Raw genomic sequence first — 25,973 nt, 5'->3', positions numbered from 1 at the left:
AATTAATCCATTTTGTAACGATTGAGGCACATTTTATAACGCGATCAATAAAATGCCACCACTATTCAATGATTCGGCACTATTCAAGAAACCTTTTGATAACAGCATCTGCCATCTCTATCGACATAAAAAAGGAGCTTTAATGCCCCTTTTTGTAACATTATAACTTAGAGTGTTGTATTAAGACATTTCAGCGATCTTTACTTTCCAAAGTGCAGGGCCTTGCTGATGAACATTTTGTCCTAAGCTATCGACAGCAACGGTCACGGGCATATCTTTCACTTCAAATTCATAGATAGCTTCCATACCTAGATCTTCAAATGCTACGACTCGTGATTTTTTGATTGCTTTAGCCACCAAATAAGCCGCCCCCCCCACTGCCATTAAATAGACAGCCCGGTGTTGACGAATTGACTCAACGGTTTCAGGACCACGTTCAGCTTTACCAATCATCCCTAACAAACCTGTTTTATCAAGCATCATATCAGTAAACCCATCCATGCGGGTCGAAGTGGTCGGTCCTGCAGGTCCAACCGCTTCATCGCCCACCGCATCAACGGGGCCAACATAGTAGATAAATCGACCATTAAAATCGACACCATCCGGTAAAGGTTGATCAGCATCGAGCAACTCTTTAATGCGTTTATGTGCCGCATCGCGACCCGTTAATATTTTACCATTAAGCAGCAACGTATCACCGACTTGCCAAGACGCGATCTCTTCTTTGGTAATCTGATCTAAGTCCACTCGTTTAGTACTTTCACTATTACTCTGGGTAATGGCGGGCCACAGATCAAGATCAGGCGGGATAAATTGAGCCGGCCCGCTGCCATCAAGGGTAAAATCGATATGACGAGTTGCAGCGCAGTTAGGGATTAGAGCAACTGGTTTAGATGCTGCGTGAGTTGGGCATGACTTCACTTTAACATCGAGTACAGTGGTCAAACCACCTAGCCCCTGCGCACCAATACCTGATTTATTAGCACACTCATAAATATCTAAGCGAAGTTGCTCATCAGTGGTTGTCGCCCCACGCGCTTGTAACTCGTGAATATCACAATGCCCCATCAGCGCTTCTTTTGCCATAACCGCTGCCTTTTCAGCCGTTCCACCAATCCCAATGCCAAGTATTCCAGGCGGACACCAACCTGCGCCCATCGTGGGTAGTACTTTCTCAACCCATTTCACAATATCATCTGAAGGATTGAGCATAGCTAGTTTGGATTTATTCTCTGAACCACCTCCCTTCGCCGCAATGCTAACCGTAACTTTATCACCGCGAACTAATTCAGTGTGAACAACAGCAGGGGCATTATTACGCGTATTTGTGCGCGCACCCGCAGGATCTGCAACAATCGATTGGCGCAAAGGATTAGCCAAGTTTAGATAGGCTTTGGCGACACCTTCATCGATCATCTCTTGCAATGGCTGATCACAATCCCATTGAACCTGCATACCAACTTTGACAAATACAGTCACGATTCCTGTATCTTGGCAAATCGGGCGATGCCCTTCAGCTGACATACGAGAGTTAATGAGTATCTGAGCAATGGCATCTTTGGCCGCAGGATTTTGCTCTTTTTCATAAGCTTTGCTCATAGCTTGTACAAAATCAGTGGGGTGATAATAAGATATAAACTGTAAAGCATCGGCAATACTGTCGATCACATCCTGTTTGCGGATGAGTGTCATGACAACATCTCCTTAAAATCAGCGATATTTAATGTGGATGGCACAGCGCCTGCAGCTGCGTAGTTAGTCATTTAATGGATGACAATTTATCTGTATCATTCTATTAACATTTAAGAAAGTCAAAAAATAATCTGTATAGACAGCAATTTGAAACCACAGATGACAGACCTAAACCATGATTTATGCTACGCTTAGTCGCCAACTGCGGCTAGTGGTAAGCAACATAGTTATGACCTTGAGCATAAAACAATGATCCTTTATCAACAAATAGATTACGACCCCGCTAATTTTATGTGCGATTTTGGCGAACATGCCTGGTGTCAAATACTGCAATCAGCACCAGCAAGCGATGGCCGTTATGATATTTATGTCGCCGATCCCATTGCTACATTACAAACTTTTGGGGCCCATACGCATATTCAAACGCAGCAGCATACCGATACGAGCGAGACGGATCCGTTTGAACTTTGTCATCGTTTCCGACATCAACTGCTTGGCGCCTCAGTAGAGTGCGAATTGCCATTTTGCGGTGGCGTGGTAGGGTTATTTGGCTATGATCTAGGCCGCCGAGTTGAATCGATTAAAGAGCGTTCAAAAGCGCAGTTACGAACGCCAGATATGGCAGTTGGTATTTATGACTGGGCGCTCATCGTTGATCATGAACAGCGCAAACGCTGGCTCGTGGTCAATCACAGTGATGCTCATCTGTACTGGCAACAACGCCGCAACTGGTTGATGCAACACCGCCCGTCCCCTCTTGGCACTTTTAAGCTTGCTCGAAGTTGGCAAACTAATTTACCTTTTGATGCCTATCAAAATGCATTCGCTCGTATTCAAGACTACATCATCAGTGGTGACTGTTATCAGATTAACTTAACGCAGCAATTCAGTTGTCAGTTTCAAGGTGATATCCGAGTCGCCTACCAGCGGCTATTTTCAGCTAATCAGGCCCCCTATTGTGCCTATTCAAGGCTTGCCACCTCAACCGTGCTATCTTTGTCACCAGAACGTTTTATTGCACTTAATGGCCAGCACATTGAAACCAAACCTATTAAAGGCACTCGCCCCCGCAGTGACCAATCATTGCGTGATCAACAATTGGCTCAAGAGTTGCAAAATTCTGATAAAGATCGCGCTGAAAACGTCATGATTGTTGATTTATTACGCAATGATATTGGCCGCGTGAGCCAGCCTGGTAGTGTAGCGGTTCCTTCATTGTTCGCCATTGAAAGCTTCCAAGCGGTTCATCATCTAGTGAGCACCGTAACAGGAACGTTAAAAACTGGTTTAAGTGCAGAGGATCTACTGAGAGCTTGCTTTCCGGGTGGGTCTATTACCGGTGCACCTAAGATCCGCGCCATGGAAATAATTGAGACTTTAGAGCCTCATCGGCGCAATGCATACTGCGGTGCCATAGGCTATATCAGTCAAAATGGCCGTATGGATACTAACATCACTATTCGAACTCTTGTTGCAGAAGACAACCACCTCTATAGCTGGGCGGGTGGCGGGATCATCGCCGACTCGATAGTAGCTGATGAATATCAAGAATGTCTTGATAAACTTGCCCGTATTCTCCCAGTTCTAAAGCTTGAAGAAAATGACTCAGCATTGGCTTAATCGACTCATATTAACCGCTGATGTCAACCTATCGCCAATACCCGCAGAGCGAATCGCCTCTGCGGTGCTATTACCCATTTACCAAGATACCCATAATTGGCGGTTGATCATGATCCGCCGTAGTCAGCAAATGCGCCATCATCGAGGTCAATTTGCCTTTCCGGGAGGACGTAAAGATGACAATGATGCATCGTTACGAGACACCGCTTTGCGTGAAACCTTTGAGGAAATCCAGTTATCAGCCCAACACATCGACGTGATTGCGCAGCTCCCGAATCAAGATGCAGGTCAATCATTCACCATGACACCATTTGTTGGTATGGTGCATGATACTTCACAAATAAAAGCAAATCCTTATGAAGTCTCCGAAATATTTACTCTCCCTCTAGAACCTTTGTTACAAACAAGGCATTATTCGCATCTAGCTATTTATCGGCGAGGCACCTTGCAAACGATCCATTTTATTGAGATTGAAAACCGCGTTATATGGGGTGCAACGGCCGCGGTATTATATCGCCTCGCTCAAACAAATTGTGATCAATCCTGTTAAATACAGAGGATAATATCGTTATGATCAGCGTTTTTGATCTGTTCTCCATTGGTATCGGCCCATCGAGTTCTCACACAGTAGGTCCAATGCTGGCTGCTCGGCAATTTGCCGATTGGTTGATTAAGCATTCCTTGTTTAATGCACAAACCGAGTTGAGTATTGAGTTATTTGGTTCACTAGGGGCCACTGGGCGGGGCCATGGTACCGGTAAGGCCATTATTTTAGGACTACTGGGTGAACATCCTGAACAGGTTGATTGCGATCAGATCGAGCGCATGTTAGCTGATGTTGATACCAAACAGCTACTTTGCTTGGCTGGGCAACAAAACATTGCTTTCCCAAGACGTGGGGGGGTCACATTCCATCGGCGCAAAAGCCATCCAGGGCACAACAATGCGATGACGTTTCATGCGCGCTTTGTTGATGGAACAAGCATCGACAAAACTTACTACTCGCTCGGTGGGGGATTTATCGCAGATGCTGATGAGTCCTTTCCACCCGAGGCACTACAAGACCCTATCAATGAGCCTTTTGCATTCAAAAGTGGTCAAGCACTCCTACAACATTGTGAACAGCAAGGCTTGAGTATTGCTGCAGTCGTCATGGCAAATGAACAACAAGTTCATAGCACTGAAGCGATCGATGATTATTGTGAACGGCTATGGCAAGTCATGAATCATTGTATTGAGCGCGGGATGCAAAATGAAGGGATTTTGCCAGGCGGGCTTAAATTAAAACGCCGCGCCCCCATTCTTCATCAGCAATTGCAAGCGATCGACAAGCTTTCTGGTGATCCACTAAATGTACTGGATTGGGTTAACTTATTTGCTTTATCTGTCAGTGAAGAAAATGCTGCAGGTGGACGAGTAGTAACTGCGCCAACTAATGGTGCAGCAGGCATTATTCCCGCGACATTAGCGTACTTTAATCGATTTATCATGCCACTCACTCGTCAGCATTGCAGAAGTTACTTTTTAACTGCAACTGCAATTGGTAGCTTGTACAAACAAAATGCCTCTATCTCTGGGGCTGAAGTAGGTTGTCAAGGTGAAGTTGGCGTTGCAGCATCAATGGCCGCAGCTGGATTAGCTGCAATTTTAGGCGCAACACCTGAACAGGTTGAAAATGCGGCTGAAATCGCCATCGAACATAATTTGGGGCTCACTTGCGATCCGGTTGGTGGCTTAGTCCAAGTCCCCTGTATAGAACGCAATGCAATGGGCGCTATTAAAGCGTTGAATGCCTGCCGATTAGCACTGCGAGGAACAGGACTACATACAATCTCATTGGACAAAGCAATTCGCACCATGTGGCAGACAGGCAAGGATATGAAAACAAAATACAAAGAAACAGCTCGAGGTGGACTTGCCGTTAATATTATTGAATGCTAACGGCAACCTATAACAGCGAGCAGACAAGTTAATATACGGGCAATTCGAGATCACAAAACAGCGCTTCAAACTCCTCTAATGATTTGGTTTGAACCGCTTGGTCAACCAGATTACGCGTTAAATGGGGTGCGAATCGCTCGATAAAATCATACATATAGCTGCGTAAAAAAGTACCCTTCCTAAAGCAGATTTTGGTGGTACTCGCTTTAAATATGTGGCTTGCATCAATCGCGACGAGATCTTTATCTTGCTCTGGATCGATCGCCATACTGGCGAGTACCCCAATCCCAATCCCTACGCGTACATAGGTTTTGATCACATCGGCATCAGTGGCCGTAAAGACAATTTTAGGTTTCAAGCCAGCATCATTAAATGCCTGATCAAGCTCTGACTTACCGGTGAACCCAAAGATATAGGTCACCAACGAATAACGTGCAACATCTTCAATGGTCAGTAATTCACCGCGAAACTGTTTTTTGGCTAATGGGTGATCAGGCTTGACTAAAATACTGCGATTCCAGTGATAACAAGGAAGTGTAATCAAATCAGAGAAGATATACATCGCTTCTGTAGCAATGGCAAAATCTGCGGTTCCCTTAGCAACTGCCTCCGCAATCTGCGCAGGTGTTCCTTGGTGCATATTGAGTAACACATTTGGATAACGCTGAATAAATCCGCGAATAGCTTCGGGCAACGCATAGCGAGCTTGAGTATGAGTCGTGGATATATTTAGCGTTCCCTGATCGGGATGAGTATGCTGGCTAGCAACAGCTTTAATACTCTCAACTTTTGCTAAAATTTCAGAACTGATGCGAATTATTTCATGTCCAGCGGATGTCACTCGCGTCAAATGTTTACCACTACGTTCAAAAATTTGGATCCCGAGTTCATCTTCCAAGGTACGGATCTGTTTACTAATTCCTGGTTGAGATGTATACAAGCTCTCTGCGGTTGCGGAGACATTCAGGTCATGGTTCAGAACTTCTACGATGTATCGTAATTGCTGTAATTTCATCGGCTTTTATCAACTTGTCATTAAATGGTTTGCCACCATTATAAACGAGCAGCAGAATCTGCTAACTCAGGCTATTTTATAGTATCAACTTTACGCTCATAGCGGCACCCGTTAAGCTTGCCTGAGTTATTTTAATTTTTAAAGGCTCTGTTTATGCGTTGCTCTGATTCGTTAGATTTTTCCACGATAATGGCTACCACCATTCATGACGTCAAAAATACGCTGAATTTATTGAGTCAATCTATTGAAACGATTGCCAGCCGACAAATTGAGCGCCCCCTCCAAGAACAGGACGAACTCACCGAATTGTCCTATCAAACGGCTCGAATGAATGCTACATTAGTTCAATTGCTTACGTTGTACCAAGCTCAATCGGAGCAACAACGATTACCTATTCACAAAGAAAATATTTTCATCGTAGATCTGCTGGATGATGTCTATGCACATTATCAGTGGCTTGCTTTTCGCCGCCGAGTTACCATATCAATCGAAGTTGACCGAGATCTCACATGGATTTGTGATCAACAATTAATCACTTTCATTCTAAATGATGCACTGGTTAACGCCTTACGCTTCTGCCAAAAAAAGATTCAAATAACTGCGAGCGTAGTCGATACTCTATTAAGAGTCAGCATAAATGATGATGGCGAAGGGTTTTCTGATGAGATATTAGTGTTAGCATCACAACAACTTTCATCAACCCAGTGGAGACACAGAAAACATGGTCTCGGGTTATATTTTGCAAAGGTCGTCGCAAATGCGCACAATAATGGAGCTCATCATGGCTATGTCTCTCTATCAAATCAAGGAAATTTGTGTGGTGGTGAATTTGTATTACACCTTCCCTAACCTGAAGAAGGATCGTGGCAATCGGATATGATCTTTACTCTGGTACTCATTGCAATTGGTGTTTTGTTATTTCTGGTGATCGGCTACAACATTGTATTGCAATATAAACAAAAACAGCAGGCTGACCAACGAGCAGCGATTGCACGACAAAAAACGTTCATCAGCGAAAGTGAAGATTTGCTGTTAAATTCAGCACGTCTGCCCTACTCGACTGAGATCATGTTGATTCTACACAAACGCATTATGCACTCACTGCAACAGATAAAAAGAATTGACCCTGATGTGAAAGGGTTAACGGATAGGCTCGGTGCCAGTCAGAATCAAATTAGTCAACTGCAAGATCGTGGCTTTGAGAATAACCAACAGCTACGGATTCCTGACAACGATGCAGAAGCCGTGCAAATGCTTAAAGTCATTAAACGATTACGAGCAGTGATCCGCTCAGAGCATGCCCGAGGACGAATAGCAACATCCATCTTTGTTGCTGAAGACAGAAAGCTCGAACTAATGATACTCAAAGTTAACATTGAAAATACCATTAAGCGTGCCCTGGAATCACAGGCCATGCGCCAATGGGGTAGTTCAAGGCAACTGTTGAATAAAGCAATTAGCGTTTTAAACGGTCTCAGTGATCGAGACGAATATTTAGAGCAGCGGTTGGCGCAAATGCGCCAAATGAACGATGATATGAGTGAAAAACTAAAAAAAGTGCAAACTAAACAAAAAGAAGACAAAGAGAAAGAAATGAAAGAGCAAGATGAGCTCGATGTGATCTTTCAGCCGAAGAAAAAATGGTAACAACGCGCACATTCAGGGTGGCGTTATTCATTATCCAACGCTAAACAACCATTGTTGTAATTGGTTAGAGAACTGCTGGCTATCCCGGCTGGATAATGTCGCAGGGCCACCCATCATGATACCGCTTTCACGAAGCATTTCATGCACGTCACGACGCTCAACTTTAGAATCGATCGTCGCGCTATCGAAGACTTGCCCCCTAGGGCTCATCACTTTAGCATCCTTAGCCAGCGCTGCTTGAGCAAGTCTTAGATCTTGAGTGATCACAATGTCATCATTACAAACTCGCCGCACAATCTCATTGTCAGCTTCATCGAACCCTTGATTCACTTGCCACTGCATGACAAAAGCTGAGCGAGTCACAGCCACTGGTTGATTAGCAACAAATGTGGTTTTAATACATTGTTTGTTCGCCGCACGCACTAAGATATCTCGAATGACTCGCGGACAGGCATCCGCATCTACCCAAATTTGCAAAACTTACATCCTCTATCGTTAAAAATGGCATAAATGGTAACGAGATCCCGGCAATAAAGATAGCCACTATTCTCACAATGTATCTATATCAGATTGGCCACTTCATCGTGGTGATAAAAGTCAAAAGTAATGCGACCAACTTTCGTCATAGCAGAGCTTAAATATGTTGCAGGACGAAATCAAAGGCAGCTAAGAACATGACTCATCTACCTATACAAGCAAAGCACATGAACAATCTATTCTCAGCGATGAACCATCTAGATTAGCTTTTATCGTCATCAATCCAAGTGACTAAGGCAAAGGACCCATCTCCCTTTCACAAAGATTAAAACCTACTATATTTTGGGCGTATTACTGAAGCCATTATCGCTTCTTTCACCTAAGTCTATATATACGGCGCGAACTTGAATGGCCTTACCCACTATATCAACCATTCGTATTGGCTGATCTGAATTCAAAAAAAAGCTACCAGACAAGCTTAGATAATGCATTGACTATCACTTGGTTACTTTATTTTCGAACAACATACCCTCTCCATATTGCTCCAGTTATTCCGCCCCGCTTACTTTGCAACATACCATGGCAATAGTAATATCGCAGCTAATTCAGTGTAGTACCTAAACGTAGTCGCTATTGGCAAGGAGCCACTAAATCGCGATAACTTGCAAAGGCAAAGATGAAAAATGTAGTGCTACCTCAAATAGGCGCTCTTCACATTAATATTCAATAACAAATCATGGTAATAGATCTCAAAGCGATGGAATCATCTATTGATAGATGAGAAAATAATAGCTGTTGAATAGCACTCCAATTCATACAAGTGACACATCATGCGCGTATGGTAGCCTTATAAACAGATCAGTTTGCAATTTTTTGTATGGATATCAACACGCAACGCTTAGTTTTACGGCAACCTAGAATAGATGACTTGGCCGATTTGTTTCGTATTTATGGTGATCCCGCCACCAACGTCTATAACCCCTTAGGGCCCTTCGCTGACCTTGCCTATACACAAACAACTCTCGAAACATGGTTAACTCAGTGGCAACGTGAGTCATTCGGCATGTGGGCCATAAGCCATCAACATCAACCAAACCATATTCTCGGATTTGGCGGCTTATCTCACCGTCTATTTGCAGGTCAACATATTATCAATCTAGGTTATCGCTTTGCCGTTGAAGCTTGGGGAAATGGTTTCGCCACCGAAGCTGCACGAACAATGCTTATTGCTGGCTTTGAGCACTTTGAATTAAATATCATTTCAGCCACTGCACGAATCCATCACAAAGCCTCACAGCACGTATTGCAAAAAGTAGGGTTTCACTATTGCCAAACGATCTACGACTTACCTGATACCCCGCCTGCTTGTCTTTATCAATTAACATCGCTCGACTGGCAATATCAGACAAACCAGAAGCGAACACGTCTCGAGCCATTCGCGATAATGATTGAAAGTTAGCTATGCTTATTGATTATCCTAGTATTTTTCCTACAATGCTCCACACACTCGAATTGATTGAATGCACTCACGAATACGGATAAGGAACATCTTCACGTTGAACAAACCATTGTATTCAAACGAGAAACTCCGATAAAAATGAAATCTAGTGAGAAACTTAAGTATAATTTCACATCATTAACGGTGATATGATCGAGAAACGACCAAATGCTGAACAATACTCCAAGTATATTTCCAGAACAATCTCAATAAAATAAACAGTTAAATCACTATAAGATAATAAAACTTTGCTTGTCTAGTAGCGGGTTAGCCATTTACTTGAAAACATTTGTCAAAAAGAGATCCAAGAGAATCAATTAATAAATTGAGATGACCCTAACAGAGTCGATAGCGTTCATCGTTGGTTCACATAGTGAAAATTTAAATTCTAAGATCAAAGCATTTATGGATGAACGCTCTAACAATTGGTGCAGAAATAACTTCGAATGAATTTAGATGACAGACTTTATTTTATAACTATTAAATATTCATAGATGTTATGTTTTTTATAAATGAATACCCAGGATCTAAAATAGATGGGCCGAATAACTTTCACTTCTGCTCAGTTTCTATTCTATCTTTTTAAGCATTGATAAAAATTTCTAGTACGCGTATGGCGACTTGCCTAAATTTTAAGTGACCCTATCTAAAGCGAGCTTCATCGTTACCCACATTTTAAAACCAGCAGCTAGGGAATTTCGCGTTACACCCTAGCTACTCAGTAATCGTGCCGGTTTATTTATTAGTGTCATATTGCTCTGGCAATAAAGACAGTTAGCAAATTGCGCTATCTTGTCACCACCAGCTGTCAATTTTTAGGTATTTGTAATTTCAATCAGAGTGTTACATCGCCGATGTCTTCGTGTCATTACGCCCTTTGCGTCGACAGGTAAATACATGAGCTGGCGGAAGATTGATCCAACTACGTTCGATGTGGGTTAAATCAAACCACTTGGTTAAGGCCCTTACTTTCATTAAACTGTATTGAAATAGAATGAACCGGCCGTCGTCTCCAATCGCTTTATGTACAGTGGAAAGAATATTAGTCGATACCTGTGCAGGCAAACTTGAAAAGGGAATACCTGATACCACATAATCAATATGCTCTATACCAAACTTGATCTTATAGAGGTTGATTTTTTCACCCGAATCATGGACAACCCTCACATTATCCATATGCTGATATTTTTGTTCGAGTTGTTCGACAAATACGGGATTGGTCTCGATTAAGATAATTTGGCAATGAGGCTGGCAATATTTGATCAATAATTCACTAAATACCCCAGTCCCCGGACCGATTTCAACAATGCAACGTGCTTTAGTAAAGTCAATTTGTTCGATCATCTTGCGAGCGAGAGATCGTGAGCTAGGGGCAATGGCCCCCACGGTACGTGGTGTGGCTAAAAATTGTTTCAAGAAAAGAAGTTTTGATTGCACAATCGTACCCTGAAAAATAGTACTCATCGGCGCGGTCAGGCGCCTAAAAAGTGATGTGTATTCTGGCATTACTCCCCCACATTAAACACAAAAAAAGTTATGTTATTCGTCAGATTACAACATTTACCATGCGTCACCTATGGCAGAAATCCCCTATAGACGAGATACAGTTGTTTAAAACAGATGCTACATCCATTAATTTTTATTTAAATACATAGTATCATTGACAATGACTAGCCCTTTTAACTAGAAGCTATCTATCTTGGACGGTTGAAACACGCTGAAGTTCCTCACAAACTTTAGCCCCGAAATCATCGATTAACCACACAACCTCATCAACATCCACCAGCGCCCCATATTGAAGCATAGGCCAAGCTCGCCGCAAGTGGGCGGCATACTCAGGACGAAAGAGTGCCACCATCGATCCACATTGCGAAATGGGTTGCTGCCAGCGCTGGTGATAATCAGCTAAAATACCATAGAGCGTTCGAATCAATCGCTTCGTAATCGCTCGACCGAACAACGGTGCATTCTCGGTGGTTAATTCCTTGCGATAAGTCGAAAGCTGCTCGGGTAAATCAGCATTAATCGCATAGCCAAGCTGACTGGAAGGACGTAACTTAGCAAAACGCGGCGCAAGATCATCGCCCCAAATGCAGCAACAACAATGTTTAATCCAAAACTGCCAGCTATAAAAGCTCTCTTTAGCAAGTACATCGGCTAGCGTCCCAATGTCAAAATCTACTTTGCTAATTTCCGTGTGATGTAAAGCAATCTGATCAGCCAAGCCGTGAAGTTCAGCGAGCTCATCGCGGCTCGGTGCATCGTGAAGAATAATTGACATGTCAAGATCAGAGCACCCGACCACTGCGTCGCCTCGGGCAATACTCCCATATAAATAGACGCTATGGATCCTTTGGGGAAATAACAACAGCAATTGCTCTGTCGCGCCGTCAATTACCGTTTCAAATTCCTCGGCAATGAAGACGACTGAGCAAGGATTCACCACATAGCCATGCTCATCAACGCCCCGCGCCGCAATCAATGCCGCCTTGTCTTTGGCTGACTTAGAAGTCACCATGATCTCTACCTATCGCATTTAGCCTTTTCAAGCTAAGCCACTATCTGTTAGTCCCTGACACCCAATTCTTGACCGAGAAGCTTTCCTTATAGCGTAGCAAAATAATGCAGCTATTAAGTCACTAAACATCATACTTTTATACTCAACTTAATTGATGCTATATCATAATACTAAGCAATGGGGTTTTAAAAATTCAATCTGCGTCAATTAGTTCAAACGGCTCTATGGGCGTCCCCTGATGAAATACCATTTGCCATGTTTCACCATTCCAACGCCACACACTAGTACGCCGCGAGTAATATTCATCTTGGCCATCAGGATGAATAAAAGCACGGTAAATCAACTGATGCACTTCATGAGTCACCTCCCGATGCTCAATATCTTGAATATGCGCAGACCAATTTTGTTCAAATTGGAGCGCATTAATCAGCTGTGCTCGTTGCCAATAATCCCCCTTATGTCCAACTTCGACAAAATCGGGTGCAAGCAATTCCTGCATTCGTTCTGGTGATTGGCGAATAGCAGGATTTAATATAATTTTTTCTAAATTAACCAATTGTTCAATGATGTTCATGAGTCTCCTCTTTGATTAAGTAAGACCTAAATCCATTCCTAGTTGCTTAGCTGCTGCACAGTCGGGTAACTGAAAAGGGTCTAGTACCAACTGATAATGCACTGCGCAATACTCCCGTAACTGCTGAAATAAGCGCAGCGCCAGCTCAGGTGCCAAAGCATTATCTGGCGTATGGATAAATAAATGAGGTACGCGCCCTTCGCTTAACCACTGCCCGATTTTACTAAGCCAAGGGAAGAAAAATTGATCATTTTCATGTAGATCAGGATGCCCAATAAAACGGATTACTGGGTTCATACCCGTAGCCACTGCATGAACAGGCAAACGCGGCTTCCTTTGATGGGCTTCGATTACCGCTTGGGTCAATGCTGGCGCTTCAAATACAGGACGAGTATCCATCATGATTCGATCCATACCATGATCAAACAACAAACGATTCAATTGTTGCTCGCTAGCCCCTTTTACAAAAAATTCGGTATGACGAACTTCAATGCCAATTGGAAAATCATTTGGTAACTGCGCAATAAATTCAGCCAGTATAGGGAGTGATTCAGGACCAAAGTGCTTAGGTAGTTGGATCATCCACTGGCTAACAACGTTATGGAGCGGCGCCATGACCGAAAAAAAATGCGCGACCTCCTGCTGGCAGTGCCGTAAAGCGCTTTGATGGGTAATCGTCTGAGGAAACTTGAAAGTAAAGCGAAAAGAGTCATCCACTGCGTCGCGCCAATTAGCCACCGTTATCGCACTCGGCAATGCATAAAAAGTAGTATTACCCTCGACACTTGAGAACACTCGGGCATAATTTGCAAGGCGCATCGCGCTTGCAAGCTGCCCTTGGTAAACACTATATTGCCACGCTTGATGGGACCACATCGGCATACCTAGGCGCAGCTTTGCTTGAGTCTCCACCATCATCAACCTTCCCTAACCGCTCTATTTATACGACGCACCATCATATCACGACCCTCGAACCGCTAAGACGATCATGCCAACCGAAACTTGTCATTGCAAAGCTAGCTAATGTTCCTACCATGATATATTCAGTAAGTTTGTTATTCTGGGTATTTTTCAGTTCACCAAAGTGAAAAATAGATTTGGCTCCGAGCACCCACCCTATCGCAGCAAATTGATAATTCAAAATAAAAGTGAGAGTAATCGCCCGTTCTAAATAACCAATTAATTGCCCAGCCAAAGGCAAACTGGGTAATGATGCTGCTCGGTGAGCATCATCATCGTTAAATTCACCATTCCATGGGACCAATAACATTGCAATAGCCACTGATGTCGGTTTAAAAATCACTAAGTAGCCAATCAGAACCACTAATTGGTGGTAATTTGACCAATAGGCTACGTGCCATGACTGAATAAACCCCGTTACCCATTGGCAAATAGCCAACAACACACAGAGATAGCACAATTGCACCGCTAAAAAGCCATACAATCGATTACCGTTATAGGAAAAGCAGTAATTTAATAACCACCAACATAACGCTGAGATGACACCAAAACCAACACTCTCAAGCAACGACCCTCCCCATAAACCAACCAATAACGCATTAACACATGCCAAGGCTAACCCACAAAGGAGTAATTTGCGCAGGGAGCGATAAGGTTGACTTATGCCGGGTTGCCATTGTTGTGGCCACAGGTAAAAATAAATAACTAGATACGCAAGCAACAGACTAAACAATAGCGCCATTGAGAATAGACCTCCTTGAGTGTCATCGTTATATACTGTATATAGTCGCGCACTAATTGATAATGGCAGGCATTTAACAACTTGGTAGTATTACTGCGTTCTTTGCCCAATTGCCGGGCTATCGATTCGTGAGTTTTATCTTCAGCAGTTAAATACACACATAGTGCTTGGGCTTGACTAGAGGTTAATCTTGCTAAATGAACATCCAAAAATTTTGTTAATAATTGCACCCGCTGGCTAAACTCAGCGGATTGGGCATGAATTGCCAAATACTCACCTTTAAGGCCATCGAGCCCGTCCCTGACAGGGTAAAAGCTTCGCCTGTCGAGTTTTTTACCGCTGCACGCAGTGAACTGACTCCGCCAATACCAATACTTTGGCGCACATCAACCGATGGTGTCGCTACTTTTAGCGTTAAACGCACGACTAAAGCACAGAATACAGCTTGCCTTGGATGGGTAAAGAAGGCCTGAAACGCATCCCCACGATAGACATCATAGTGAGCACCGTCTTGTTATGTGCATTCGCCCAATGTTTGGTTTAACACATCGAGCACATGATCATATGTGATTGATGCAATCTGCTGAGATTTGACAATATCACCGGTTAACACGGCTACGGTCGTGGCACTCATGGTTTCTCCATCCAAGTGAAACGAATAACTACCCAGCATAGCAGCGAGTTCTGCTCATGTGTCCAATTATAGTCACAAAATACTATGTGACTCTATTTACTCACATAAGCTTAAGTGACGTCTATGGCTCCCAATTAAAAGCGCTAATGGTTAACTTGTGCGGAAAGCTCTGTTACGACGTGCAGATTCAAACGATATAGCAAGATAAAACGACGCAGCAATGGCGCAATGCAATTAGACACAATAAAGCGGAAACAGACAAAATCACAATCAATGAGGTGCTCACAGCATTCGCTCTAGCGAGAACAGATAGTCATAAGGACATAACGAGATGCAATCGACTTATCGTATTCCTTGCCAATCAGTCGCTAACACCGCCATCACAACTTTATCTAAGTATTGGCCATTGCGAAAACCCGCATCACGTAATATCCCTTCGTGATGATAACCGGCTTTTTCATAAGCGCGAATTGCCGCTAAATTTGTTACATAAGCTGTTAATTCAATGCGATGTAAATTCAGTGAAGTAAATCCATAATCACTGATAACTTGGGTCACATCGGTGCCTATGCCGCGGCCCCAGTAATGAGGTTCACCGATTAAAATAAAAAATTCGCCACTGCGATTAATTTGATTCATCCTACTAATCCCTGCATAGCCAATCAGCTTACCGGTTTTATGGCAACACACGCCGACAGTAAAACTAGTGGTGCCCTGATGAATGCTCGCAAGCCAGCTACGAATATCACTTAGCGCTTGAGGCCAAACGTATTGCGATAGGCTATATTGGGTGACTTGACGATCTTCGCTCCAGCGTAAAAAGACCGCCGCATCATCAGGTTCAAGGGGTCTAAATTTCACATGGTCTGATTGCATCAACATAACCTATCTCCGTTATATTACTGACCGAAGCAAAATTATAAGCAATGATCGTGACGCACAGATGACATTACAATCAAGCAATCCTATTTAGAGGGCATAGCCACAAATTGGGTAGCAAGTCATATGGTCATTTCCAGACTAGTGAAGCTCACCAACACACAAAACCAACAAACGAATAATTGATTACATGTGTTGCAAAAGACGATAACAAGCCATCGCTTACCATGGACACAAAATGCGAAAGCAGTGACGCAATGCGCTCTTTCTACCATAGAGGTGAATCCATAGATCCAGCCTTTATTGTTCTAATTGTTAAGCTGTCACCCACAGCAAAGTGTGTAAAGATACAAACAAACGTTAATGTTTGCTCACCAATGAAGAACATCGAGTGACCTACAAATCGACGCATCAACGACTCAATTCGAATCACTGGGGCAGATCGACTGTTGATAGAACAACTATTATCCTATGTATGCTGCCCCCGAAAATCATTCGCTAATGATTGATTTGCTAAGACTTCAAATGAATATCTACGAGTTTGGTAGCACTTCAACGATGAGCTAAATCATTCTTCACTGGCGAAGGCATGGGTTTTGCTCTACACTTGCGCACTTGTAATTTTATAGTTGTATCAATCAAAGCGAGTAAACATGTCTTTTGCCGAATTAGGCTTATCTAAACCCATTACTGAAGCGATCAGCGAAATGGGATATACCTCCCCTACGCCCATTCAAGCGCAATCTATTCCGGCAATCCTGCAAGGGAAAGACGTGTTAGCAGCAGCACAAACGGGTACCGGTAAAACTGCTGCTTTTGTATTGCCAATCCTTGAGCAATTACGCAGTCAGCCCCGAGCTAGCAATAAAGAAGTTAAAGCATTAATTATCACGCCAACTCGCGAACTTGCAGCCCAAATTGATGCCAATGTAAAAGCTTATGCAAAACACCTTAAACTGCGTCACCAAGTCGTCTTTGGTGGTGTCAATATCAAGCCACAGATTCGCCAGTTAGTCTTAGGCTGCGATGTTTTAACCGCGACCCCAGGACGATTACTCGATCTATATGGTCAAGGAATGTTGGATCTATCCAAACTACAGATACTGGTATTAGATGAAGCAGATCGCATGCTGGATATGGGATTCATTCATGATATCCGCAAGTTAATTAAATTATTGCCTAAAAAACGCCAAAATTTACTATTCTCAGCAACCTTTGCCGGTGAAATTCGTAAGTTAGCACATGGTCTATTGAATCAACCGGTCGAAGTATCGGTTGATCAAGAAAATCGTACGGCTCGCCAAGTAGAACAGTTCTATACGCTAGTCGATCAAGAGCAAAAAACCAGCTTAATCAAATCATTAATTGTACAAAATGGTTGGCAACAAGTATTGGTCTTTACTCGAACCAAGCACGGGGCCAACCGTCTGACACAGAAGCTCGAACAAGCTAAGATCAATGCTGCAGCTATTCATGGTAATAAAAGCCAAAATGCTCGAGTGAAGGCCTTGGAAGGGTTTAAAGATGGTAGCATTGAGGTGCTAGTCGCAACAGATATTGCTGCTCGAGGCCTTGATATCAAACAATTGCCACAAATTGTCAATTTTGACTTACCTAATGTTGCTGAAGATTATGTTCACCGCATTGGCCGCACTGGTCGCGCTGGTGAATCAGGTACCGCTTATTCATTAGTCAGCCAAGATCAATTACCTCATTTGCAAGACATTGAAAAATTTACCAAATCAAAATTGAACGTACTTGAAATAGATGGCTTTAAAGCGTCGTTCTCACGGTCAGCGAAAACACCAGCGGCAACACGTCAAGCCCCTCGTCGTCAGAGTAAACCTCAGCAACAGCGCAGTGGGAAACCGGCTCGTCCACGTCAAACACAACGCCAAGAGCGCTAAAACTTGAAGGGGGTTAAAACGCCCCCTTTTTGCATCTCACTGTCAAAATAGGCTAGACTTACTGAGGTTAGCATTTTTGATAAATAGGAGAGATTATTAACCCACAGTACACAGATAAACCACAGCACTCAGATTCAACTCAGCCTGCATTCACCAATTGGATTAATCGTTATCGTTGGAGCTTTCCATTACTCTGCTGCGTGTTAGTCGTCACATCACTCTCCTTAGCACGATCCTTTTTATTCCCCATTGTCGCCGCTTGTTTGTTATCACTCACGCTTTCGCCACCCGTGTTACTGTTAGTTCGATGGCATATTCCTAAAGTGCTCGCGGGGTTAGGTGGCATACGTTTACCCGAATTGTCACAACGAGGTCATTATGAATCAATTATTTAGTCGGCCAGAGCAACCGAATAAGGCCGACAACAAACCCCGAAAAATTGGATTTGAACTTGAATTTTCTGGGATTGACTTAAAAACTACCGGTCAAGTGATAACTGATGCGCTAGCAGGTGAACTAAAAATTATTTCGGAAGCGGAATGCAAAGTTGAAACGACTCTAGGCACCTTTAAAGTCGAGGTAGATTGGCAATTTGCCAAAACAACCGCGCGCCAACGAATCAATCAGCGCGCTCAAGAACTGGGCGAAGCTCGGGCTGATGACCCTTTTATGCAATGGATCACCAAGCTAGCAACTGTCGTTGTGCCCGTTGAAGTTGTCTGTCCACCGCTGGTTATCGCAGACCTTGAACGCTTACACCCCATGGTCAAGGCGTTACAACAACATGGCGCTTTGGGCACCAATGAGTCGGTCATCTATGCATTTGGTGTACATATTAACCCTGAGTTACCAAGCTATGATAGCCAGACGATTATCGCTTATTTACAAAGCTTTATATTGGCCCAAGATTGGCTGATTAAACGCCATCATGTTGATATGGTTCGGCGGGTAACCCCTTATATTAATGTCTATCCAGAGCCCTATTGCGATCGAGTACTTCACTACTCAGGTGATGAGTCGCTGACACAGATCATCGATGATTATTTACATTGGAATGCAACGCGTAATCGTGCTTTGGATATGCTCCCACTATTTATGCATTTGGATAAAGCTCGAATTCAAGATCGTCTCGATGACTCACTGATCAATGCTCGGCCAACACTCCATTATCGTTTGCCAAACTGCGAAATCGAAAAAGCTGATTGGGGCTTATACAAAAGTTGGAATGTGTGGTGTGTGCTTGAATATATCGCTAATCACACAGAGCTTCGCCAACAACTCATATCCGATTGGTGCACTAACGACCAACTGGCTAATTGTTACTCGGAGAAGATATGGCAACAACTCGATCAAATCGAGCAAAACCTCTCATTGGCGTAACCGGCAATGCTGATCGCACTTCGCCATCGTGGCTGGCACTAGCGACAATACTCTACTGGTGCGGCGCCATACCTAAGCGGATTAGTGTTCGCCATCCTGTTAATATCAACCGATTAGATGCGCTGATCATTAGCGGCGGTGATGATATTCATCCCACCCTCTACGGCCAGCAAGCGATGCCCACCGCGACCTATGATCGCCCTCGTGATGATCTAGAATGTCACTATATTCGCTATGCGATCGAGCAACAGCTACCGCTATTGGGAATCTGTCGGGGTTACCAGTTATTAAATGTTGTGTGTGGAGGCAATTTATACGATGACATCCGTACGCTTCGTCAATACACCTCTAACTGGGGAACTATTTTGCCACGTAAAAACGCTTATGTAGTAAAGCCCTCAACGATGAATCAGATCATGGGCTCGGAGCATATTCGAATCAATAGTCTTCACCATCAAGCTGTCTGTCAATTAGCCCCAGGGTTTAAAGCAACAGCGCGCGATAAAGATGATTTTATTCAAGCCATTGAGCGAGAGCAGCACTCTGGACAAACGATTATAGGCGTGCAGTGGCACCCCGAATACCTGCTCTATCAATACCGGCAGCGGCAATTATTTCACTGGTTGGTCACACAAGCCAAACACCGCCAGCAACTCAAAGCATCCAATTGATGATCGGTTACCTAATTTTATTTAGCAGTTCATTTTTGGCAGCCACCATTTTACCTTTCTATTCTGAGGTTATTCTTTATGCGATGCTTACCCAAGGCGACCATATTGTATTACTGGTTGCAATAGCTTCACTGGGGAACACTTTAGGATCAGTTGTCAATTGGTATCTAGGGAAATTTATTCTACGTTTTAAAGGGAAACGCTGGTTTTATTTTAAAGATCAACAAATTGAACGCATGCAATATTGGTTTCAGCGTTATGGTCAATGGTGCCTACTGTTTGCTTGGCTGCCTATTGGGGGAGATGCCTTAACGCTGGTTGCCGGCATAATGAAAGTCCGCTTAAGCATCTTTCTGATCCTAGTTGGGATCGGCAAATCAGTACGCTATATTGCCGTCGCTTATTTTGCTTACATCTCCCAAGGAATGATCACTCATTGGCTCTAAACAATCCGACCATTATACTTCGGGTAATCGAGTCGCAAGTAACGCTCCGCTAGCTCCCATAGCTGCAAAAATCGTTAGAATACCCGAAATGCCAATGTATGGCTCTAGTAAGCTGAGTAATCCGGTTAACAGCAAAATTGCCCCCATCAAGGTATTACTTACCGATACATAGTCGGTGCGGCGGTTCCCTTGACCTAAATTCACCACATAGGTTTTTCGACCTAGTCGCACCCCTTGGTGAGCAATCGTTAATAAAAAATAAACGATTGGAAACAGACTATACCCACTAAGGGCGGTTATATGTCCACCAGCCGAAACAGCCATGAAACCCGTTAGAAGAGCACTGCATAAGGATGCAATAATCATCACCTTACGACTAGATATATCAGAAAACCACCCCCAAAATGGCCCAGAAAGCAGCTCAGCGGCACCACTAGCCGCTAAAAAAAACGCCAAATACATCATGCTCGATTTACCCTGCTGTTGGGCGAACACAACAAAATAAGGAGCACTTAATGCCGAGCAAAGCATTAGTGCTCGCGCTAAAACAAACACGCCAAAAGTTCGGTCATTGACCACTAACAATAAGCGTTTAAACGTCAAAAGAGAGCCTTGACGCTCGCTATCGACGACGCCTGGTGGCTCGATGACTCGTTGATACACCCATGCAGCGATTCCCCAACAGATTGCAGCAGTCACAAAGGCTAAGGTATAAACAAACATTGGATGGTGACCGACGACAGGCTGGGTTAAAATCAAGGCGATAATTAACATCACAAATCCGGCGCCGCAAGTGGCCCATCCACTGATTCGTCCTCGGCGACTTTTTACCACCGTTTTGCCCAGTACATCTTTAAATGCCACAGAGTTTAAACCCCGCGACAGACTAAATAGACATAACAAGCCAATGATAGCCCAACCGGCCACCTCGCCCTGAGCCACATGAATGGTCAAAGCAATCCCCAGCATGCACAGCGCCATCAATAGGCTACCACTAACCCAAACTAAATGACGACGCGGCATACGCCTTACAAAATTAGCGATAAGCAGCTGTGGCAGCATGGAACCCGATTCACGAATCGGCACTAACCATCCGAGAAAAACGATTGGCACACCTAGTGCGTGCATCACCCAAGGCAATGTGATTTTAGGGTTCATGAGTGCATCAGCACTTTTACTTAAAAATTGGGCAATTAAAATCTTAAAGTAGTTTGCTGAAGCTTCTCGATTTACAGTTTCATCAATCACATCAGACGTGCGCGCGTCATCATTACCCGTTTTCCTAGCGTATAATATATCTGTCAGTTTCTGTCTCACGCGGCTTTCCAGCGAATTAAACATCCTTTATAACCGATAATGTATCATGGTTAATAACCAAAAAAGTCATTGCGGTATAATTTTCAGGCAGTGGGGAAGCATCGTTTGATATGTATAGAAAGGCTGTATCAGGGCTAATCAGATCACAACCAGCCCTGACAGATTTATTTATGGCGCACAATCACCGAGTGGCGAGCACTACACACTAATTGATTCGGATCAGCTTGATTTGAGATATTAATTTGCCAAAGTTGCAATAACCCGCCAAGTCGTATCGGTGTTGCCGTAGCAACGACGCTCCCTGAGTGCATTGCCTTAAGATGGTTCGCGATAATTTCGGTGCCTAAAATATGACACCCCTCTGGACACGCAAAAAAGCCCGCGATGCTACCAACGGTTTCGGCTAATGCAGCGCTCGCCCCTCCATGTAACAATCCCATTGGCTGACGCACTGCGTCAGTAATAGGCATGGTTGCCGATAGATAATCATCACCAAATTCACTGAACTGGATTTGCGCTGCTTCTAACATAGTACCGGGTACCATCGCGTTTAATCGCTCTAAACTGATCTCTTTTTGCCAAATACGATTCACTACTTAATCTCCTTGAACAACATGAAGCAAAGCTTGAACTGGATGCTGTAATTTCACCCCATCAAAACGTTTCACCTGACTTCGACAGGAGTATCCCGTGGCCAAACATTGTTCTGAGGGTAAAAACTCAAGAGTTTTCTGCCAACTTAGCGCATAGATTGCTTTTGACGTCTCAACTTGACTCGCATCATGGCCATAAGTTCCAGCCATTCCGCAGCAGCCGACCGATTGTACCTGACAGGGTGTACCAAAATGAGCAAATATCTGAGCCCAGATATCATCTGAACCAGGCAGCAATGCTTTTTCAGTGCAATGTCCCAGCAAATAATATGATCGCCCTGTAGGTGAAGAGGCATGAGGCAGCTGAGATAAGTTCTGTTGTAACCACTCTTGAGCTAACAACACCTGAAAATCACCGCGTTTATCTGCCAGTTGAGTGTCATATTCATCGCGATAACATAATACCAATGCTGGATCGACACCGACCATCGGAATATTCAGCGTTGCCATTTGATTTAAAAAGGCAGCAGTTGAGGCAGCCGTTTTAGCAAATTGAGCTAAAAATCCTTTGATATGCTGTGCTTTACCATTGGGTTTAAAGGGTAATAATACCGGATGAAAACCCAGTGCAGCGACTAACTTCACAAAATCGGCAACCACGTCAGCTTCATAGAAACTCGTAAACGGATCTTGGACGATCAAAACCGTTTTCTGGCGTTGTTCAACACTCGCGCGCTGTAATGCTTTGAGATCAAATGCGCTCTTTAGTGAGTGCGGTAAGCGTTGTTTCAAGGTGGGATAACTTAACTGCGGAATATCCACCATGCCCAATATCTGTTTGGTCAGCTTCTGGCTGCCAGACGATGCCATCAATGCATTAAATAAGCGGGGAACTTTGGCCATCAGCGGAACATAGTTTTCGACATAGCCAACCATATAATCTTTTAGTGGGCGCTGATAACGACTGTGATATAAGAATAAAAAACGGCTGCGAAATTGCGGCACATCCACTTGGATAGGACACCCAGTAGCGCACGCTTTACACGCCAAGCAAGTTTGCATGGCATCCATTACTTCATGGCTAAAGTCGTACTCACCACGTTTTTTTGCCAGTGAGTAACGCACTTTTCGCAACTGGTTATCCAAGTTGCCTTTACCGGATAATATTTGCTGCTCCAATACACTGGGATCAACACCAAGTTGACTAAATTGTCGTAACCATTCACGCATTAAACCTGCGCGCCCCTTCGGAGAGAATCGCCGATCATAACTGACTTTAAAAGAAGGACACATCGGTGAACTGGTTGCATAGTTAAAACACAAACCGTTGCCATTGCAATCCATCACACTTGAAAAACTATCCCGCACAGTAATGGGAATTTGTCGATCTAAAGTACCGCGTTTCACACTATCTACCGAGACTAGTTCTTCTTCGCTCTCAAGCGGCGTACAAATCTTACCTGGATTAAGTTGATTATAGGGATCAAATGCGCCTTTAATTCGGCGCAACTCTATAAAAAGTTCGTCGCCAAAAAAAGCAGGGCTATATTCTGAGCGAAACCCTTTACCATGTTCCCCCCACATTAAACCACCATATTTGGCAGTGAGTGCCACAACCTGATCCGAAATCTCCCGCATCAATCGCTCTTGTTTAGGATCGCAAAGATCCAACGCTGGACGCACGTGTAAAACCCCCGCATCCACATGCCCGAACATGCCATATTTAAGGCCTTGGCTATCGAGCAATGCGCGAAATTCCATAATATAATCAGCTAAATGTTCAGGAGGAACGCAGGTGTCTTCAGTAAATGGTACCGGTTTTTGCCGCCCTTTTGTCTTACCCAATAATCCCACAGATTTTTTGCGCATTGCATAGACTTTTTCGATACTCGGCAGATCATCACATATTTGGTAGCCTAAAATATCGCCACTGGCAACGGCTTTTTCTAGCTGCTGACAAAGTGCGTCCACTTGAGCTTGCTGAGCATCAAGATCATTGCCAGCAAACTCGACAATATTAATCCCATCCATGGGTCGATCATCTGACTGCTTAAATAGATGATGCACGCTATGCCAGATGATATCCTGACGTGCAAGGTTCAATACTTTAGAGTCGACCGTTTCAACCGAGAGCGCTTTGGCATGAACCAAAGCCGGAGAATGGCGCAGCGCTGCTTCAAATGATCCGTAAGTAATATTCACCAAAGTTCGATAATTAGGGATAGGCGTGAGATCTAAAGTCGCTTCACAGATAAATGCCAGCGAACCTTCACTACCACACAAAAGACGTGTTAAATCAATTTGCTGTGTATCTGGGTCATAGCTGTGTTTGAGGTCATAACCTGTTAAAAAGCGATTCAATGCGGGGAATTTAGCATCGATCAACGCTCGTTTTTCAATACATGATCGCGCACTCACCTGCAAATAAAGCTTATCACTCGTCAGCGCTTGCTCAGCACCAACTGGGCCTGTTTCAAGGCGTTCGCCATCGATAGTGACCGCAGTTAAAGTAACAACATGATCACTGGTTTTACCATACAGTAATGAGCCCTGTCCTGACGCATCGGTGTTAACCATCCCGCCCAATGTGGCTCGGTTACTGGTGGACAAATCGGGGGCAAAAAATAAACCATGGGGGCGCAATAATTCATTTAAGGCATCTTTGATCATCCCACTTTGTACACGCACCCATCGCTCGGCCACATTCAGCTCAATCAATTGGTTCATATAACGAGAGAGATCCACAACAATACCATCAGTTAAAGACTGGCCGTTAGTACCTGTGCCGCCTCCGCGAGGAGTCAACTTGATAGTATGCATCGCTGGATCGCTAGCCAAACGAGTCGCACACTGAACATCTTCAATATGTTTGGGAAAAATAACTGCCTGGGGCAGCAATTGATACACCGAGTTGTCTGTAGCAACAGCCAAACGACTGGCATATCGAGTTTCTATATCGCCTTGGAATCCGCCTTCTTCAAGTTGTTTTAAATAACTCTGATAATGGGCAGATAACGGCGGAGTTTCAGATAATCTAGGAATCATCATAATCGAGAATGTGCCGCAGCTAAAATAATAGGGTATTGCGCTGTGATATATCGTTATGAATCAATCAACGCACTAAAACTAGATGACCTGTTTTACCACGTTATCGACAAGGCTGGAAGTACACACCTACATGACTTAAGATAAATTGACGATGCAATTGCTAGCAGAAATGACCACGATATACCGTCGGCAATCAGTATATCATGAAAAAAGCCTCCGTCTTGCTAAGACGAAGGCAATCAAATTTCCATCATTTAATGACGCATACGGCGTCGACTTTGGGTGAGACGATGGCGACGTTTAGCTGAGCGCTTACGTTCATCTCTGTTGTGTTCTAGGTAAAAAAACACATCATCGTTATCCGATTGATTCTTCCAAAGCATCAGTTGCCTCCCGTGCAACGTCAAGATGGAT

The 25,973-nt window shown here is 43.8% G+C and carries 24 protein-coding genes; 10 read left to right on the top strand and 14 right to left on the bottom strand.

What is annotated here, in order from left to right; genetic code table 11:
• Window positions 1–180 precede the first annotated feature (180 nt).
• Window positions 181–1,692 (bottom strand): fumarate hydratase, encoded by a 1,512-nt coding sequence (locus ABUE30_RS02175; protein ID WP_408622035.1) that lies wholly within the window; start codon window positions 1,690–1,692, stop codon window positions 181–183.
• 249 nt (window positions 1,693–1,941) lie between these two features.
• On the opposite strand from ABUE30_RS02175, the gene pabB reads away from it, so the two are divergent.
• Genes pabB through ABUE30_RS02160 form a run of 3 tightly spaced genes read left to right on the top strand, consistent with a single transcriptional unit; the run spans window position 1,942 to window position 5,253 of the window.
• A complete protein-coding gene (pabB, locus tag ABUE30_RS02170; RefSeq protein ID WP_408622034.1) occupies window positions 1,942–3,312 on the top strand; it encodes an aminodeoxychorismate synthase component I in 1,371 nt (456 codons plus the stop codon).
• The gene (locus ABUE30_RS02165; RefSeq protein ID WP_408622033.1) at window positions 3,293–3,862 is read left to right on the top strand and encodes a CoA pyrophosphatase; all 570 of its coding nucleotides are present in this window, start codon (window positions 3,293–3,295) and stop codon (window positions 3,860–3,862) included. The genes pabB and ABUE30_RS02165 overlap by 20 nt, the downstream gene beginning before the upstream one ends.
• Window positions 3,863–3,882: 20 nt before the next feature.
• Window positions 3,883–5,253, top strand: coding sequence for an L-serine ammonia-lyase (locus tag ABUE30_RS02160; RefSeq protein ID WP_408622032.1), 1,371 nt, complete (start codon window positions 3,883–3,885; stop codon window positions 5,251–5,253).
• 28 nt (window positions 5,254–5,281) lie between these two features.
• On the opposite strand, the gene cysB is transcribed toward ABUE30_RS02160, so the two are convergent.
• Complete coding sequence (cysB, locus tag ABUE30_RS02155; RefSeq protein WP_408622031.1) at window positions 5,282–6,268, bottom strand: HTH-type transcriptional regulator CysB; 987 nt, start codon at window positions 6,266–6,268, stop codon at window positions 5,282–5,284.
• Between the two features lie 153 nt (window positions 6,269–6,421).
• Between cysB and ABUE30_RS02150 the strand changes: the two genes are divergently transcribed.
• Both ABUE30_RS02150 and ABUE30_RS02145 read left to right on the top strand, forming a co-directional pair.
• Window positions 6,422–7,117, top strand: a complete 696-nt coding sequence (locus ABUE30_RS02150; protein WP_408622030.1) for a sensor histidine kinase — start codon at window positions 6,422–6,424, stop codon at window positions 7,115–7,117.
• A gap of 27 nt (window positions 7,118–7,144) precedes the next feature.
• Window positions 7,145–7,915, top strand: coding sequence for a DNA repair protein (locus tag ABUE30_RS02145; protein WP_408622029.1), 771 nt, complete (start codon window positions 7,145–7,147; stop codon window positions 7,913–7,915).
• 30 nt (window positions 7,916–7,945) lie between these two features.
• On the opposite strand, the gene ABUE30_RS02140 is transcribed toward ABUE30_RS02145, so the two are convergent.
• On the bottom strand, window positions 7,946–8,392 hold the full coding sequence (locus ABUE30_RS02140) for a YaiI/YqxD family protein (protein WP_408622028.1): 447 nt from the start codon (window positions 8,390–8,392) through the stop codon (window positions 7,946–7,948).
• Between the two features lie 877 nt (window positions 8,393–9,269).
• Between ABUE30_RS02140 and ABUE30_RS02135 the strand changes: the two genes are divergently transcribed.
• Complete coding sequence (locus tag ABUE30_RS02135; protein WP_408622027.1) at window positions 9,270–9,851, top strand: GNAT family N-acetyltransferase; 582 nt, start codon at window positions 9,270–9,272, stop codon at window positions 9,849–9,851.
• Between the two features lie 882 nt (window positions 9,852–10,733).
• Here the strand turns inward: ABUE30_RS02135 and ABUE30_RS02130 are convergent.
• The 7 genes from ABUE30_RS02130 to ABUE30_RS02100 all read right to left on the bottom strand — a co-directional run bounded on the left by ABUE30_RS02130 (window position 10,734) and on the right by ABUE30_RS02100 (window position 16,200).
• Entirely contained in the window at window positions 10,734–11,354 is a 621-nt protein-coding gene (locus tag ABUE30_RS02130; RefSeq protein WP_408622026.1) for a class I SAM-dependent methyltransferase, read from the bottom strand.
• A 226-nt stretch (window positions 11,355–11,580) separates the two neighbouring features.
• Complete coding sequence (locus tag ABUE30_RS02125; protein ID WP_408622025.1) at window positions 11,581–12,408, bottom strand: nucleotidyltransferase domain-containing protein; 828 nt, start codon at window positions 12,406–12,408, stop codon at window positions 11,581–11,583.
• Between the two features lie 193 nt (window positions 12,409–12,601).
• Window positions 12,602–12,982 carry a nuclear transport factor 2 family protein gene (locus tag ABUE30_RS02120; RefSeq protein WP_408622024.1) on the bottom strand — a complete coding sequence of 127 codons (381 nt, stop codon included), beginning with the start codon at window positions 12,980–12,982 and terminating at the stop codon, window positions 12,602–12,604.
• A 15-nt stretch (window positions 12,983–12,997) separates the two neighbouring features.
• On the bottom strand, window positions 12,998–13,900 hold the full coding sequence (locus ABUE30_RS02115) for a DUF72 domain-containing protein (RefSeq protein WP_408622023.1): 903 nt from the start codon (window positions 13,898–13,900) through the stop codon (window positions 12,998–13,000).
• A gap of 37 nt (window positions 13,901–13,937) precedes the next feature.
• Window positions 13,938–14,684: a hypothetical protein gene (locus ABUE30_RS02110; RefSeq protein WP_408622022.1), complete on the bottom strand. Its 747-nt coding sequence runs from the start codon at window positions 14,682–14,684 to the stop codon at window positions 13,938–13,940.
• Between the two features lie 217 nt (window positions 14,685–14,901).
• Window positions 14,902–15,108: a hypothetical protein gene (locus ABUE30_RS02105; RefSeq protein WP_408622021.1), complete on the bottom strand. Its 207-nt coding sequence runs from the start codon at window positions 15,106–15,108 to the stop codon at window positions 14,902–14,904.
• Between the two features lie 552 nt (window positions 15,109–15,660).
• Window positions 15,661–16,200 carry a GNAT family N-acetyltransferase gene (locus ABUE30_RS02100; protein ID WP_408622020.1) on the bottom strand — a complete coding sequence of 180 codons (540 nt, stop codon included), beginning with the start codon at window positions 16,198–16,200 and terminating at the stop codon, window positions 15,661–15,663.
• Between the two features lie 650 nt (window positions 16,201–16,850).
• Between ABUE30_RS02100 and ABUE30_RS02095 the strand changes: the two genes are divergently transcribed.
• The 4 genes from ABUE30_RS02095 to ABUE30_RS02080 all read left to right on the top strand — a co-directional run bounded on the left by ABUE30_RS02095 (window position 16,851) and on the right by ABUE30_RS02080 (window position 20,601).
• A complete protein-coding gene (locus ABUE30_RS02095) occupies window positions 16,851–18,104 on the top strand; it encodes a DEAD/DEAH box helicase (RefSeq protein ID WP_408622019.1) in 1,254 nt (417 codons plus the stop codon).
• Window positions 18,105–18,482: 378 nt separating this feature from the next.
• Window positions 18,483–19,484 carry an amidoligase family protein gene (locus tag ABUE30_RS02090; protein ID WP_408622018.1) on the top strand — a complete coding sequence of 334 codons (1,002 nt, stop codon included), beginning with the start codon at window positions 18,483–18,485 and terminating at the stop codon, window positions 19,482–19,484.
• Window positions 19,439–20,155 carry a gamma-glutamyl-gamma-aminobutyrate hydrolase family protein gene (locus ABUE30_RS02085; RefSeq protein ID WP_408622017.1) on the top strand — a complete coding sequence of 239 codons (717 nt, stop codon included), beginning with the start codon at window positions 19,439–19,441 and terminating at the stop codon, window positions 20,153–20,155. The genes ABUE30_RS02090 and ABUE30_RS02085 overlap by 46 nt, the downstream gene beginning before the upstream one ends.
• On the top strand, window positions 20,155–20,601 hold the full coding sequence (locus tag ABUE30_RS02080) for a YqaA family protein (RefSeq protein WP_408622016.1): 447 nt from the start codon (window positions 20,155–20,157) through the stop codon (window positions 20,599–20,601). The genes ABUE30_RS02085 and ABUE30_RS02080 overlap by 1 nt, the downstream gene beginning before the upstream one ends.
• A 12-nt stretch (window positions 20,602–20,613) precedes the next feature.
• Here ABUE30_RS02080 and ABUE30_RS02075 read toward each other — a convergent pair whose 3' ends face one another.
• The 4 genes from ABUE30_RS02075 to ABUE30_RS02060 all read right to left on the bottom strand — a co-directional run bounded on the left by ABUE30_RS02075 (window position 20,614) and on the right by ABUE30_RS02060 (window position 25,942).
• On the bottom strand, window positions 20,614–21,918 hold the full coding sequence (locus ABUE30_RS02075) for an MFS transporter (RefSeq protein ID WP_408622015.1): 1,305 nt from the start codon (window positions 21,916–21,918) through the stop codon (window positions 20,614–20,616).
• Between the two features lie 164 nt (window positions 21,919–22,082).
• A complete protein-coding gene (locus ABUE30_RS02070; protein ID WP_408622014.1) occupies window positions 22,083–22,511 on the bottom strand; it encodes a hotdog fold thioesterase in 429 nt (142 codons plus the stop codon).
• 3 nt (window positions 22,512–22,514) lie between these two features.
• Complete coding sequence (gene ydiJ, locus ABUE30_RS02065; protein WP_408622517.1) at window positions 22,515–25,556, bottom strand: D-2-hydroxyglutarate dehydrogenase YdiJ; 3,042 nt, start codon at window positions 25,554–25,556, stop codon at window positions 22,515–22,517.
• Between the two features lie 257 nt (window positions 25,557–25,813).
• Window positions 25,814–25,942, bottom strand: a complete 129-nt coding sequence (locus ABUE30_RS02060) for a hypothetical protein (protein WP_408622013.1) — start codon at window positions 25,940–25,942, stop codon at window positions 25,814–25,816.
• Between the last annotated feature and the right edge of the window lie 31 nt (window positions 25,943–25,973).

It is taken from the genome of Celerinatantimonas yamalensis (genome assembly GCF_046054155.1).
In the GTDB taxonomy this organism is placed as follows: Bacteria; Pseudomonadota; Gammaproteobacteria; order Enterobacterales; family Celerinatantimonadaceae; genus Celerinatantimonas; species Celerinatantimonas yamalensis.
The sequence above is the reverse complement of the archived record's forward strand: the minus strand, read 5'-3'. Positions and strand labels throughout refer to the sequence as shown.

Coding starts and splice junctions, on each gene's coding strand:
- ABUE30_RS02175 (WP_408622035.1), bottom strand. CDS start 1,692: ATGACACTCATCCGCAAACAGGATGTGATCGACAGTATTGCCGATGCT.
- pabB (WP_408622034.1), top strand. CDS start 1,942: ATGATCCTTTATCAACAAATAGATTACGACCCCGCTAATTTTATGTGC.
- ABUE30_RS02165 (WP_408622033.1), top strand. CDS start 3,293: ATGACTCAGCATTGGCTTAATCGACTCATATTAACCGCTGATGTCAAC.
- ABUE30_RS02160 (WP_408622032.1), top strand. CDS start 3,883: ATGATCAGCGTTTTTGATCTGTTCTCCATTGGTATCGGCCCATCGAGT.
- cysB (WP_408622031.1), bottom strand. CDS start 6,268: ATGAAATTACAGCAATTACGATACATCGTAGAAGTTCTGAACCATGAC.
- ABUE30_RS02150 (WP_408622030.1), top strand. CDS start 6,422: ATGCGTTGCTCTGATTCGTTAGATTTTTCCACGATAATGGCTACCACC.
- ABUE30_RS02145 (WP_408622029.1), top strand. CDS start 7,145: ATGATCTTTACTCTGGTACTCATTGCAATTGGTGTTTTGTTATTTCTG.
- ABUE30_RS02135 (WP_408622027.1), top strand. CDS start 9,270: ATGGATATCAACACGCAACGCTTAGTTTTACGGCAACCTAGAATAGAT.
- ABUE30_RS02130 (WP_408622026.1), bottom strand. CDS start 11,354: ATGAGTACTATTTTTCAGGGTACGATTGTGCAATCAAAACTTCTTTTC.
- ABUE30_RS02125 (WP_408622025.1), bottom strand. CDS start 12,408: ATGGTGACTTCTAAGTCAGCCAAAGACAAGGCGGCATTGATTGCGGCG.
- ABUE30_RS02120 (WP_408622024.1), bottom strand. CDS start 12,982: ATGAACATCATTGAACAATTGGTTAATTTAGAAAAAATTATATTAAAT.
- ABUE30_RS02115 (WP_408622023.1), bottom strand. CDS start 13,900: ATGATGGTGGAGACTCAAGCAAAGCTGCGCCTAGGTATGCCGATGTGG.
- ABUE30_RS02110 (WP_408622022.1), bottom strand. CDS start 14,684: ATGGCGCTATTGTTTAGTCTGTTGCTTGCGTATCTAGTTATTTATTTT.
- ABUE30_RS02100 (WP_408622020.1), bottom strand. CDS start 16,200: ATGTTGATGCAATCAGACCATGTGAAATTTAGACCCCTTGAACCTGAT.
- ABUE30_RS02095 (WP_408622019.1), top strand. CDS start 16,851: ATGTCTTTTGCCGAATTAGGCTTATCTAAACCCATTACTGAAGCGATC.
- ABUE30_RS02090 (WP_408622018.1), top strand. CDS start 18,483: ATGAATCAATTATTTAGTCGGCCAGAGCAACCGAATAAGGCCGACAAC.
- ABUE30_RS02085 (WP_408622017.1), top strand. CDS start 19,439: ATGGCAACAACTCGATCAAATCGAGCAAAACCTCTCATTGGCGTAACC.
- ABUE30_RS02080 (WP_408622016.1), top strand. CDS start 20,155: ATGATCGGTTACCTAATTTTATTTAGCAGTTCATTTTTGGCAGCCACC.
- ydiJ (WP_408622517.1), bottom strand. CDS start 25,556: ATGATTCCTAGATTATCTGAAACTCCGCCGTTATCTGCCCATTATCAG.
- ABUE30_RS02060 (WP_408622013.1), bottom strand. CDS start 25,942: ATGCTTTGGAAGAATCAATCGGATAACGATGATGTGTTTTTTTACCTA.